Consider the following 12,650-nt stretch of genomic DNA (forward strand, 5'->3'; position numbering starts at 1 on the left):
TTCGCAATTAAAAGTACGTTTTTTACTCGAATGGATATCAGTTGCCGCCTGTTAGTCGGCCGGTGTTCATTAACAGCAGCGCATCGGCCACTTGGTGCAGTGAGGCAAAGGTGTAGCCCACCCATTCATCTCTTGGATACCAAAAATGATTACCGTCACGAACAGCGGATAAGTTCCGCCAGAAAGGAGCAAAGCTGTCCCATTCGGCACTGAGTTGATTAACGGTCTGGCCAAAATGCCGGGCATGGCTGGAGATCACAAGGTCGGCATCAAACTGGTCGATCACTTCAAAACTGAACTCCGCATTTTCGGTTAAGTCCGCCACAATATCAGGCTTGGCAAACCCGGCATCATTCAGGACTTGGTCAACAGCACCCCAATTCGGGTAGTACCAAATACCGCCTTCGTAGAGGTCTAAGCGAGAAACGCTGATCTCTGCTGGGTTGCCTATAATGGTTTTTAACTCAGCAATGGTTTCCTGATACGCCGCTAACCGTTCGGCATACACATCCGCCATACCGGCAGCATCAGCAATAAACTCAAGGAGTTCAAGGAACGGCATGTTGGCCGTCATGACGACCGTGGGTGCAATCTGGGAGGCTTGTTCATACAAATCACCTTGCCACGGGCTGAGCAAAATGAGGTCTGGCTGTAGTCCTACCATCACCTCTAAATCCAACCCTTCCGGACCACCAATGTCTTTGATACCTTCCGGGCCATCAATATTGATGCCCAAAATGTGGGTGGCGCCGCGAATAAAGCGTTCTCCGGTTTGCGCATCCACCGCCGTATTGGTGCCAATAACAGGCGCACCGATATCCAATAATGGCGTGGCGATGCTGTCGTGACGGGCGGCAATGATGCGTTTTGGCTGCACGGGTATGCAGTCCTCACCCGCGGCATGGGTGAATGGTCGGTAACCTTCGGCACAGGTTTGGGCCTGTGCAGACAGAGCAATGAAGCTCAGTACCAGAGCCGTGATCAATGGTGATATGAATTTCATCGTTTTTCCTGTTTACGTGCGATCGTCGTTATGTGTATTTGGGTTGCCGTCCAACGCGGCTTCCAGCGCCGGCACTAGGCGATCCAGTGCGTAGGGCAGGCTGAGCAGGGAGGCATGTGAGAAAGCGCTGGAGAGCAGGCTGCCAATCAAAACCTCCCGGCCTTCCTGATGGGCTTGCAGGTAACGCCGGGCAGGAATGGCATTGAGCTCGCTGAAGTCATCGCTGGTGGATACCCACAGCACCACATCGGCTTCCAACTGAGTGATTTCTTCCATCGAGAAGTTCACATGGAAACTGTTGTTATTGATGCGCTCGTCAACCGTGCTCGGGGTGGTAAACCCTAGGCCTTGGAGCAATTGCGGGCGAATGTCCTGCGACGTATAGGCACCCAATTCGCCGTTCCATGCCGTCGCCACCACCGCTGTGCGGTTCTGCCAATCCGGGTTGCTTTGTGCGACAGCCGTTAATCGGGCTTGCAACACATCCACCTGCCGTTTTGCCTCGTCCGGCAACCCCAAGGCGCGACCAGCGATAATCGCTTGCTCTTGCCACGGTAAAGCGTAATCACCCACCCCCAGGGGCACAGCAACCACCGGAGCAATCAAACTTAAGCGCTCGTAATCTTCGGCCGTAATACCGGACCATAAAGCGATGATGACATCGGGATTGGTGGCGGTGATTTGTTCAAAATTCAGGTCGCCGCGCAGAATTTGCGGAGTTTCAGTCATAACGGTATCCGCCCACGGCCAGACGGCACGAGGGTAATCACCGTACCAGTAACGAATGGCGACCGGTTGCACACCTAACGCCAGCAAGTTATCCGCACCGTTGTAGTCAAGGCTGACCACACGCTCGGGCTGTGCGGGAATAATACTGGTACCAAACTTATGCTCGATGGTGAGTGGAAATGACTGCGCCCACGCGAACGATGCAAAGAGCCATCCAAACATCAATAATGCGTTGTTTAACTTCTTCATAAGCTAACCTTAATAATAATGATTTGTATTTAATGGTTTAGAGCAAAAAAATATCAGCTTGCCATCGCCGTCTCTTGAATCTGTCGACGCCACAAACGGGCATAGTCCCCACTGCAGGCCAGTAGTTCGGCGTGGGTTCCACTCTCGCGCACCTGCCCATTTTCGAGATACAGAATGCGGTCCATGTGAACGAGGGTCGATAAGCGGTGTGCAATAGCGATGACCGTGCGACCCTGCATCAACGCAGCCAGAGCTTGTTGAATCGCATGCTCGGATTCGCTGTCGAGCGCGGAGGTGGCTTCATCCAACAGTAAAATGGGTGCGTTTTTCAGCAACGCTCGGGCGATGGCAATACGTTGGCGCTCACCACCCGACAACTTAACGCCACGCTCGCCAACGACCGTGTCGTACCCTAGTGGCAAGGTGGCGATGAACTGAGCACATTGCGCCGCTTGGGCGGCAGCCTCTACGTCGGCATCCGTCGCATCGGGTCGTCCATAACGAATATTCTCCCGCACCGTTCGGTGAAACAGTTCGGCGGTTTGCGACACCTCCGCGATTTGGCGGGCCAAAACATCGGGGGCTAGGGTGCTGATGTCTTGTCCATCGATACGAATGCGCCCATGTTGCGGGCTATAGCGACCGGTCAATAATTTAAACAGTGTGCTTTTGCCGCTGCCAGACGGCCCCGCCAAGCCCACTTTCTCGCCCGGTTGAATGCGCAAATTAAAGGCTTGATACAGCGGCAAGTGGTCGGTGTACTGAAAGTGCACGGTTGATAGCGTGATTTCACCGCGTTCTGCACGGAATGATGTTTCGGGGTTTAGGGCACGAACTGGCAGTGGCTTAGCCAATACATCCAAAGACTCTTTCACTTCACCCAGTTCTAAATAAAAATCCAGAATGTAGTCACCCAAACTGGTTATGGACATAGCGAGTTGCAAACCAATGGTTAACAGCATAGCGACCGCGCCGATGGACACAATTCCCATCGCAGCGTCCTGCAAGGCAAAAGCCACCAGCGCGCTCATGAAGCCGGCGGTGAGTACCAATTGCGCGACCCGCATGGCGCTAAACCAAAAACGCGCTTCGCGGCCCCGCTGTTGTTCTTCCTGTAAGCGTTCGCCTAGCCGCTGGCTTTCATAACCCCGCCCACCAAAACTGTGCACCACATCAATGGCGCCCAGCGCATCCGCGAGCTGCCCAGTCACCCGAGAGCGCGCACTTCCCAGCGCCCGCCCAACGTGTAAAACACGTCGGGCCATGAGCAGCGAAACCAAAACAAATACGAACGTAAAGCCGACATACGCCAAACCATAGTGCGGCTGCGCAGTAAAAATCCAGAACCCCGCCACCACAATGCCCACGAATACCTGAGCAAATTGCAACACAAAGTATTCCACCAAGTTGGGTCCACCTTGCGAAGCGCGGCGAATGCGCTGGGTCAGTGCACCGGTAAAGGTGTTCTGAAAAAACTCGGATGACTGGCGCAGTGTGTGTTGAAACAGCATGGCATTTACCGACGCCGCCAAGGTGGGCAAGGTGAACGCATTCACGAAGGTGTATAGCCGTCCCAGGGCTGGCCCGATCAACCATGCCACCAACAACAAACTGAACCATCCGGAAACCACCGCAGCATCCTGCTGCGCTACCGCTTCAGGCAGGGCATCGATTAAGCGCCCAACCACCCACGGCGTCGAGGACATGCTGGCCGTTGAAAACACCGTGATGGCGGCGAGCAATGCCAAACGTCCCGGCACAAACCGACGGGCTATCCAGGCGCAAAAGGCCAGCGGCTGTGTGGGAAATTGAGTGTGCGCGTTCATGTCGGCAATCCTGCAGTTAGGTTATTGGCGGCCAGCAACATGGCTCACCAGCATTTGCGTCATCAGTTCCAACGAAGCAAACGAGGTGGAGAAAGCGAAGGTGCGCGGAAACACGAGGTAACGGCCGTTTTGGCAGGCTTCGAGCACGCTGCACCAATTGGGCAGTACTTCTGCCATGCGATTCCGGGCATCCTGCGGTGTTTCGCCCCACGAAATGCCAAAGGTGTCGATGATGTAGTCCGCATCCACGTCTTGCAGCCGTTCTTGGCTCACTTCCATATTGCCATCGCTGACCTGTGCATTAATGGCCGGACGGGCAAAACCGATGTCATCCATCACTTGTGTCAGCGCACCATAACTTGCCCAATAATTGAGCACCCCATCCCGTGAGTTGATCACCGAAATGGAAATGTTTGACGCGTCAGGAATGGCTTTACGCGCCTCGGCCAAGCGGTCTTGATAGCGCGCCAAGCGCGCTTCATAGACGTCCATGCGGCCGGACACATCGGCCACGTCATGCATAAAGCCCAGCAGCGATTGGTTTTGATTAATCGTGACTGTGGGTGCAATCAAGCGCAGCTGCGCCAGCATTTCCGCACTTTCATAATGCGTGGTAATGATGAGATCAGGGTTAACCGCTACCACTTTCTCCAAGTCCGTCCAGCCCACGTATTCAATTTCGCTGTTGTGAAAATCAACGCCGAGCAAATCCTGTACACCGCGCAAATAAGGCTTCCCATCGTCGCCCATGCGGCCTGCGCTGCCCGCTACCGGCGCACCGAGCTCAACCAAGCTCATGGTGAGTACGTGATCTTGCAGCGACACAATGCGTTGCGGTTCCGCTGGAATAGTTACTTCACCGTGCACATCGGTGAAGACGCGGCTGTTCGCACTGCTCTCCGCACTCACCATTACACTCAAGGCCAACGCCCAAATACCGAACCCATAACGTCGTAATTGCATGAAAACCTCTCCTTAATAAGTGGATAAAAATGTGGTCTGCCCGCGCCTTAGACTAGCCTTCCGCATCAATAGCGTGATTACACAGGTAGCGGGTTAACCGCTCGCGCCGTTCGTCTTCACTGACGTGCACGCAGCTTGTGCAATAGTCTTTGCCTTCTAGGGTGTAATACCGGCAACAACCGCCGCGGGCACGAAACCAGTTGCCTAACGGTTGTTGGGTGGGGCTGTCTTCGGCAGCCACCGAGTAATAATTGAATTGCCATTGTTTGTTGGCTAACGGCTTGCCCGCCGCCTCAACCACCGCCCGCACACGAGCCATGGCACGGCCAGGCTGCTGTTGTTCTTTGCTCACGTACAAATAGGCGGCGGTCAGCCCGTCGGTTACCAAGCGCCACAAGGCGTTGGCTGACAATCGTACTTCTCGGGCTAACGCCGGGATCAACTGTTCGAAGAGTCGATAGGCATAGTCGGCAACGACATCCGGTGGCAGCGACTCACCCGTGGGTTTCAAATCCGTCAAAGAAAACTGATAAACCACATAGCGGTGCCATTCGCCTTTATGCCACTCACGCTCGATAACGGCATGAACGCCCAACGCCTCCGGCGTTAACACCGACAAATCGTAATGATTCAAGTCCAGCCACGCCAAAACCGCGCTGAGATCCCACGCCAGCCGATTCACCAGATACGCGCCCGCCGCCTTGTCGTCTAACTTTGGCTCCGCCTGCTGGTGCAGACTTAACGCCGCTTTCAATACGCCAGTGGTTCGCTGCAGCAGCAAGTCGGTGGAAAACGCCGCCGGTCGATCGCCGATCTGAATTTTAAGCTGATCACAGGCCGCTCGCTCAACATCCGTCAAGGATGTGGCCGTGCCTGGATTAAACACAGATACCGTCATGCTTGGCCTCCTCGTGCTTGCGTGCGATACATCAACAGCAGAAATAGCGGTACACCGATCAACGACGTCACTAAACCGGCTGGAATCTGTACCGGCGCGAAAAGTGCGCGGCCCAGCAAATCCGCCAAGGCCACCAATACGGCCCCAAGTGCCGCTGTAAGCAACAAATGCAACCCAACACCGGCCGGTGCCAAACGACGTACCGCATGCGGTGCGATCAGGCCAACAAAGGCAATCGGCCCTACCACCGCCGTGGCAATGGCCGCCAAGGCCACCGCCGTGATGATCAAACCGCGTCGTACCCATGCCAAAGGCACACCTAAACCTAACGCCGTGGCATCGCCGAGTTGCTGCGCCGCCATCGGTCGGCTAAGCACCAGCAGTGCAGGTAATAACAAAGCAAGCCATAAGCTCAGTAACTTTACATCCGCCCAATTGGCCGCATTGACACTGCCGCTTAACCACGCCAACGCCGACATGGCACGGTCGATTTCTCCGTAGGTCATCAAGGCGGACGTCATCGCGCTGATAAAAGCGGCAACGCCAATGCCCAACAAAATAAAACGCATGGAGGAATTACCTTCGCGCCGCCAGCTCAGGGTTTGAATCAAAGCCGCGATGGACAAGGAGCCGAACAAGGCTGCCCATGGCCGCCATGCCCCTACCGCATCGGGCCAGAGCACCACCAGCATCACCACGGCCAGCCCCGCCCCTTGCGAAATACCCACCAGCGAGGGGTCGGCCAAACCATTGCGCGTTACGCTTTGCAGCGCACTGCCCGACAGCGCGAACATAGCGCCCACCAAAGCAGCCACCAAGGCCCGAGGGAAACGAAATTCCCAAACCACCAACGACATTTGTGGCTGTTCATCGCCACCGGTCAGCACGCGCCAAACATCAGCCAAAGACATACCATAACTACCGATGGTTAAACTGAGCGCAATCACTGAACCCAGCACGAACAGCAGCACCGCCAAGGTCAACAAGGGCCTTAACGGCAAGCGCAAGGCCACCCGTTCTTGCCACAAACGCACCACCACGCCGGTAGGTTGCACGGAATCTATAGACCACCCCATCAGCGCGCCCTCTGCCGAACCAAATGCACAAACAACGGCGCACCGACTAAGGCCGTGACAATGCCCGTAGCGATTTCTTGCGGACGTAACACCAAGCGCGCCAGCGTATCCACGCCAATCAGGTAGGCAGCACCAACAAGGGCGCAGTACGGCACAATCCAGCGATAGTCGGACCCCACGAACAACCGCACCACATGCGGAATCACCAAACCGACAAAACCCAATGGCCCCGCGAGCGCAACCGAGCAAGCCGTTAATACCACCACCACGAGCAGCAATTGGGTTTTCAACCAACCGGTACGCACGCCTAAGCCCCGTGCGGTTTCGTCACCCATCGCCAACACCGTGACCTGCCGGGCGAGCCCTAACGCCAACACCATCGCCACCGCCACCCAAGGCAACACCACCGGCAAAATGTGCGTCCGGCGGGCGCTCAACGAACCAGCCAACCACACCCGGAGTTGTTCAAAGGTGTCTTGGCTTAACAAGTGCGCAATGGAAATAAGTGCGCCCAAAAACAACGTAACGGCAGCACCCGCTAACGTTAGGGTCAAAGGTGTAGCACCGCCGGGAGAACCCTGTGCAATGGCCCACACAATCAAGGCTGCGCCCAGCGCCCCCAAGGCCGCCACCGCAGGCAACCATGACGTTGAGGTCAAACCGAACAGGCCAACGGCCATGACCACGGCAAAGGAAGCACCCGCCAACAGCCCCAAAATACCCGGCTCTGCCAATGGGTTGCGTGTGACGCCTTGCATCAAAGCTCCGGCTACACTGAGGCTCGCCCCCACCACCAAGGCCACCAGCGCGCGAGGTAGGCGCAAATCGCGCACAATCATGTGGTCAAACAAGGTGTCATCAAAATTCAATAACGCCTGCACGACCGTGGACAACGGCAATGACTTGGCACCGACCGCAATGTGCCATGCGAACATCAAGGCCAAAACACCCAACGCAATGGGCAGCCCCGCCACATTGCGCTGCCACAACGAAGGCGTGGGAGATTGATCAGGAAGGGATACCGCTGTGGTCATGCACTGACCGCCTTTGGCAACGCCGACACCACACGGGCACGTTCAGGCTGTGCAACGCGCGGCACACACAACAGACGCTGGGACTGCGGATCACGGATTACCGACGCTGACAAACCAAACACCTCTGCCAAAGCGGCGCTGGTAAACACGTCATCGGGCGTACCGCTATGGACAATCGATCCTTCACGCATCATCACCAAACGGTCGGCATAGGCTGTGGCGAGGTTCAACTCATGGAGCACCACAACCAGCGTTCGCCCTTGGCGATGCGCCAAATCGACCAACAGGTTCATTAAATCGACCTGGACTTTTAAGTCGAGAAAGGTGGTAGGTTCGTCCAATAGGATAAGGTCGGTTTGTTGCGCCAGCACCATGGCAATCCAGCAGCGCTGGCGTTGCCCGCCAGACAACGCATCTACGGGGCGGTCCGCAAATTCCGCCACTTGGGCAATCGCCATAGCATCGCCGACGGCTTCTTCATCTTGGGTTGACCATTGGCGCAATAAACTCTGGTGCGGGTAGCGCCCCTGTGCCACCAATTCGCGCACCGTTAAGCCTTCCGGCGCTATTGGCCCTTGTGGCAACAAGCCTAATTTGCGTGCTACGTCACGAGTTTTACTGCGATGAATGTCTTTCCCGTCTAACAAGACGGTGCCTTGTTGCGGGGTCAGCACGCGTGCGAGGGTTTTTAATAACGTGGATTTGCCGCAGCCATTCGGGCCAACCAAAATGGTGACCTCACCTTCTGCAACTTGAAAATCAACCTGTTTGAGAATGGTATGTTCACGATACCCGACCGTCAGGGCACGGCCTTGCAGAGGGTGTCGTTCGAATTGCTGTGGCATGACAAGGCTCTCGGCACGAATTTCCGAGAAGATTAATACGAACTATTATCATTTGCAACACTATAACGACAGTTCGTCGCGATAAGAATAGCCGACAAAAAAGGCGCGGAGGCTGTTTATTAACCTCGCGCCTTTGATAACGGCATTTAGGTTACAGAGCGTTAACGCGCCAACCTGAATGCCCCTGAAATACTGACGGTGCCATCATCCGCCAGATAGTTTCTGAAGTCATCATTAGTGACCGCCACGGTTGCGGTATAGGTTCCGGTAATGGACGAATCCGTCACACCCGTCACCACCACCGAACAGGATGCTCCGGTGATGGCGGTTATGCTATCGCCAAACCCCGTGCTGGTAGCGTACTCAAAACCCTGGCTGGCGCTGAGCGATGCATGAGGGCGTTTCTCTGTGCTGCTGCCACCGGCACCGGTATAGGTGGTATTGCATGAGTACGTAGCTGGCGTGGTTGGTATATTTTCGATTTCCAGAATCAGATTCTGCGCTTGGCGATATTTCCGTGAGGAATAGATCGAAAAGAAACCTTCGCTTTCACTTCGCGCAACCGTTTGGTCGTTGTCCTCATGATCAAATACGTACTTGTGGTCTTCTGTGAACAAATTATTGCCATCAACAACCAGCATTTCGATGGCCAAGGTTTTATCGCCCAAGGCGCCTTCATTACCACTATTGCCTGCGCCGAGGTCTTCATTGGACAGCATATAGGTGGCGTACTGCCCGCTGATTTTTAGTTCCGTTTGGTCATTTGGCACGCCTTCATTCGAGGGTGCGATCAACGTAGCCTCATATGCCGTCACATAAAAACCGCCGTGAATCTGTTGGCGGGTGAACGTGCAACTGCCGCCCGTACGGTTCGTCGTGTACATCATTTTGTGCTGATAGCGGCCCACATGGAGTTCTATTCTGCGGGTGCTACCCGAACAGGTACTGGATGCAACGCCTGCACTAATACCCGTTACAAAGTTCATTCGAATGGTGTCATCCGCATTGCCATCAAAATAATCGGTGCCGTCAATGGGACTAACGCCAACAGAACTCGCGCCGCCCACCGGATTATTATTGAGTATGAAATGCTGATTGCCAGGAAACTCAAAGGTGTTTTGATCGGCGTCGATGTACAGGCTAGCAAACCCGCGTCGAGCTAAATCTGTCGGTTCGCCCGCCGTGCCCTTGTGCTGATAAACCTTAAACGGCGTATCCGTAACGGTGTAGGCTACGGGGGAAGCAAAAGACGCCGTTACCACACGCCCTGCCACACCGCCCGAACGAGTAATATGGCTCACTTCTATGGTGCAGCTTTCCGCGTTCACGTTATTGATTTGAAAAATGGTGTTGTCACTGCACTGAAATGTGCCAGGCCCAAAGGTCCAAGGCACTTGCACAATGACCGAATTCACCCGAGTGGTGCCAGTGAATGCACCTGGCAGCTGATCCGCCGTTGCTTCGGTGTAGTAATTCAACACTTTCGAGTTTGAGGTATTAGCTAAAGAAAATCGAATACTGCGATGGCTGTTATTGTTCGCTCCATTACTGATCGAATTGCCACCGCGCGCATCACGCAACACGTAATTGGTGTCGGTAACGCCCGCGCCACTAACCCGCACATAAATGCCATTAAACCCACCCAATGGCGTAAAGTTTATGTCGCCCGGCAATGCACCGGCAGCGGTCGCATCATCATTGGTGGAGTCGTCGTCGGTGCTGTCATTGTCGTTCGTATTATTATTGCTGGTGTTATTTGATGAATCATTTTGCTCCGTGTTGTCTTCGGAACTGTCGTCAGCAGCTTCTTCGTTGCAACCCGCCAAGGCAAACATTAGCAAGGGCAACAGCAGCCAATAAAGACGCGATTTCATAGATCGACTCCATTTCATTGAGTAAAGGCAGTCGACCAGTGTAAGAGCTTAGTGCAGGTAAAAAATCCCCCCAATTAAGGGGGGGATGAGAGGCAGGTAGTTTCTCAATTGTCAGGCAAGGTCTAGTTTCGCGCTAACTGCTGTAAGCGGATGTGATTGATTCCCCGCTTGATCACCGGGATGCCGAGCGACAAGGCCGAAATAATCAACAAGGTGACAGAAATCGGTTTGTCGATGAACACAGCCCATTCGCCGCCGGAAATCTGCAATGCACGGCGCATGTTTTCTTCCATCAAGGCTCCTAATATCAAGCCCAAAATCAAGGGCGCAGCTGGGAAGCCGTTCAGGCGCATCACCAAACCGATCAAACCGAATACCAGCAGGAACACCAGGTCATACACACTGAAATTCAGCCCGTACACACCGATCATGCAGAAGATCAGAATCATCGCAATCAGAATCGGGCGCGGGGTATCCAGAATGCGCGCAATGTAAGGGATCAGCGGCAGGTTCAACACCAGCAGGAAGATGTTACCAATGTACATGCTGGCAATAACGCCCCAGAACACATCGGGCCGTTGCTCCATCATCATTGGCCCTGGGGTTACACCCATCACCAACAAAGCACCTAACAATACCGCCGTAGTGCCAGAACCCGGTACACCCAAGGTCATCAAGGGCACGAACGAACCGCCACAGGCCGCGTTATTGGCCGATTCTGGCGCAGCTACTCCTTTGATGTTGCCTTGGCCGAAGGTATCTCCATCTTTCGCTAAGCGTTTTTCCATGCTGTAGCCGAGAAACGAACCAATGGTGGCTCCGGCACCCGGCAATACGCCGGTGAAGAAACCCAACACCGAACTGCGTGCAATCGGCGGCGCAATTTCTTTCACTTCCGAGCGGCTTAAGCGCAAGGAACCAATGTTGTTGCGTTTTTGCGGTTTTCCATCAGTGCCTTTCAGCAGCATATAGAACACTTCAGCGAGGGCGAAAATCCCCAGCGCTACCACCAGGAAGTCGATGCCGTCCAACAGCTCGATCGAACCAAAGGTATAGCGTTCTGTGCCGGTTTGCAGGTCCATGCCGATGATGGAAATCATGATGCCGACCACCGCCGCAATCAGCCCTTTCGCCAATGACTTATCCGACAAGCTCACCACCGCCGTTAAGCCCAACACCATCAACGAAAAATATTCCGCCGGGCCAAAGCTGACCGCCACCTTGGACAGCAAAGGCGCAATCAACATCAAACCGATCACCGATACTGTCCCCCCCACAAAGGAAGCATAGGCCGCAATCGCCAACGCCTTACCGGCCATGCCTTTCTGTGCCATCGGATAACCATCGAACGCCGTTGCCACCGTCCCGGCCACACCCGGCGCGTTCAACAGAATAGAAGACGTCGAGCCGCCGAAAATGGCACCGTAATAAACACCCGACATTAAAATAAGGCCGGACGCCGGGTTCATGCTGAACGTCATCGGGATCATCAGCGCCAACGCACTGATCGGCCCCAAACCGGGCAACATGCCAATGATGGTGCCCGCGAAAACGCCCACGAACACGTAGAAAATATTGATGGGTTCCAGTGCAACACCAAACCCATAGATCAAACTGGTTAGAGATTCCAACATAGCGAGGCCTTCCTCAAAAGTGGGCGGTTACAGCGGTAGGATGCCCGTGGGCAAATACACATCCATCACCTGGGTCAGCAACAAATACAACGACAACACAATGCTGGCAGACACCATAAAATTGATGTGATGTTTGCGATAACCGTAATACCAGGTTAAACCGAACCCCAGTAAAATTGAGGCCACCACAAACCCCAGCGGTTGTAACAGCAGCGCGTAGGCCAGCACCGTTAAAGCGGTGATCACCACCTGCCACTTAGGGCTCTGCCAACGCGGTCCGTGCCACTCATTTTTTGCCTCTGCGTTTGCCGCATCCACCACTGGCGGGCGCTCGAAAAACAACCACACCGACAACCCCAGCAGGAAGTACCCCAAGACCTTAGGGAAAGCATCCGAGTCGACCGGCCGAGGCAAAGGAAAGACGGGTATGTGAAACGCCATCCAGATATAACCAACAGAAAACACAGCCAAGAACAGGCCAATGATTTGATTCGCGTTTAAACGCATCATGGGAGTCAC

At 54.6% G+C, this 12,650-nt stretch carries 11 protein-coding genes; all 11 read right to left on the reverse strand.

All coding sequences use genetic code 11. The features are described 5' to 3' along the window. Nucleotides 1–37: 37 nt before the first annotated feature. Entirely contained in the window at nt 38–1,003 is a 966-nt protein-coding gene (locus ACFOSD_RS01825; protein ID WP_380694231.1) for an ABC transporter substrate-binding protein, read from the reverse strand. Between the two features lie 12 nt (nt 1,004–1,015). Next, nucleotides 1,016–1,981, reverse strand: coding sequence for an ABC transporter substrate-binding protein (locus ACFOSD_RS01830; RefSeq protein WP_380694229.1), 966 nt, complete (start codon nt 1,979–1,981; stop codon nt 1,016–1,018). A 53-nt stretch (nt 1,982–2,034) separates the two neighbouring features. Then, complete coding sequence (locus tag ACFOSD_RS01835) at nt 2,035–3,807, reverse strand: ABC transporter ATP-binding protein (RefSeq protein ID WP_380694226.1); 1,773 nt, start codon at nt 3,805–3,807, stop codon at nt 2,035–2,037. Nucleotides 3,808–3,828: 21 nt separating this feature from the next. Next, nucleotides 3,829–4,770 (reverse strand): ABC transporter substrate-binding protein, encoded by a 942-nt coding sequence (locus tag ACFOSD_RS01840; protein WP_380694224.1) that lies wholly within the window; start codon nt 4,768–4,770, stop codon nt 3,829–3,831. 52 nt (nt 4,771–4,822) lie between these two features. Then, nucleotides 4,823–5,668, reverse strand: a complete 846-nt coding sequence (locus ACFOSD_RS01845) for a (2Fe-2S)-binding protein (RefSeq protein ID WP_380694222.1) — start codon at nt 5,666–5,668, stop codon at nt 4,823–4,825. Next, nucleotides 5,665–6,744, reverse strand: a complete 1,080-nt coding sequence (locus tag ACFOSD_RS01850; protein WP_380694220.1) for a FecCD family ABC transporter permease — start codon at nt 6,742–6,744, stop codon at nt 5,665–5,667. The genes ACFOSD_RS01845 and ACFOSD_RS01850 overlap by 4 nt, the downstream gene beginning before the upstream one ends. Then, the gene (locus tag ACFOSD_RS01855; RefSeq protein WP_380694217.1) at nt 6,744–7,778 is read right to left on the reverse strand and encodes a FecCD family ABC transporter permease; all 1,035 of its coding nucleotides are present in this window, start codon (nt 7,776–7,778) and stop codon (nt 6,744–6,746) included. Before ACFOSD_RS01855 ends, ACFOSD_RS01850 begins: the two co-directional genes overlap by 1 nt. Further along, nucleotides 7,775–8,623: an ABC transporter ATP-binding protein gene (locus ACFOSD_RS01860; protein WP_380694215.1), complete on the reverse strand. Its 849-nt coding sequence runs from the start codon at nt 8,621–8,623 to the stop codon at nt 7,775–7,777. The genes ACFOSD_RS01855 and ACFOSD_RS01860 overlap by 4 nt, the downstream gene beginning before the upstream one ends. 161 nt (nt 8,624–8,784) lie before the next feature. After that, on the reverse strand, nt 8,785–10,497 hold the full coding sequence (locus tag ACFOSD_RS01865; RefSeq protein ID WP_380694213.1) for a hypothetical protein: 1,713 nt from the start codon (nt 10,495–10,497) through the stop codon (nt 8,785–8,787). A gap of 122 nt (nt 10,498–10,619) precedes the next feature. Further along, nucleotides 10,620–12,131, reverse strand: coding sequence for a tripartite tricarboxylate transporter permease (locus ACFOSD_RS01870; protein WP_380694211.1), 1,512 nt, complete (start codon nt 12,129–12,131; stop codon nt 10,620–10,622). 27 nt (nt 12,132–12,158) lie between these two features. Then, nucleotides 12,159–12,641, reverse strand: coding sequence for a tripartite tricarboxylate transporter TctB family protein (locus ACFOSD_RS01875; protein WP_380694208.1), 483 nt, complete (start codon nt 12,639–12,641; stop codon nt 12,159–12,161). Between the last annotated feature and the right edge of the window lie 9 nt (nt 12,642–12,650).

The sequence above is a fragment of the Salinispirillum marinum genome (genome assembly GCF_042650105.1).
Taxonomy (GTDB): Bacteria; Pseudomonadota; Gammaproteobacteria; order Pseudomonadales; family Natronospirillaceae; genus Salinispirillum; species Salinispirillum marinum.

Coding starts and splice junctions, on each gene's coding strand:
- ACFOSD_RS01875 (WP_380694208.1), bottom strand. CDS start 12,641: ATGATGCGTTTAAACGCGAATCAAATCATTGGCCTGTTCTTGGCTGTG.
- ACFOSD_RS01850 (WP_380694220.1), bottom strand. CDS start 6,744: ATGGGGTGGTCTATAGATTCCGTGCAACCTACCGGCGTGGTGGTGCGT.
- ACFOSD_RS01840 (WP_380694224.1), bottom strand. CDS start 4,770: ATGCAATTACGACGTTATGGGTTCGGTATTTGGGCGTTGGCCTTGAGT.
- ACFOSD_RS01865 (WP_380694213.1), bottom strand. CDS start 10,497: ATGAAATCGCGTCTTTATTGGCTGCTGTTGCCCTTGCTAATGTTTGCC.
- ACFOSD_RS01870 (WP_380694211.1), bottom strand. CDS start 12,131: ATGTTGGAATCTCTAACCAGTTTGATCTATGGGTTTGGTGTTGCACTG.
- ACFOSD_RS01825 (WP_380694231.1), bottom strand. CDS start 1,003: ATGAAATTCATATCACCATTGATCACGGCTCTGGTACTGAGCTTCATT.
- ACFOSD_RS01860 (WP_380694215.1), bottom strand. CDS start 8,623: ATGCCACAGCAATTCGAACGACACCCTCTGCAAGGCCGTGCCCTGACG.
- ACFOSD_RS01855 (WP_380694217.1), bottom strand. CDS start 7,778: ATGACCACAGCGGTATCCCTTCCTGATCAATCTCCCACGCCTTCGTTG.
- ACFOSD_RS01845 (WP_380694222.1), bottom strand. CDS start 5,668: ATGACGGTATCTGTGTTTAATCCAGGCACGGCCACATCCTTGACGGAT.
- ACFOSD_RS01830 (WP_380694229.1), bottom strand. CDS start 1,981: ATGAAGAAGTTAAACAACGCATTATTGATGTTTGGATGGCTCTTTGCA.
- ACFOSD_RS01835 (WP_380694226.1), bottom strand. CDS start 3,807: ATGAACGCGCACACTCAATTTCCCACACAGCCGCTGGCCTTTTGCGCC.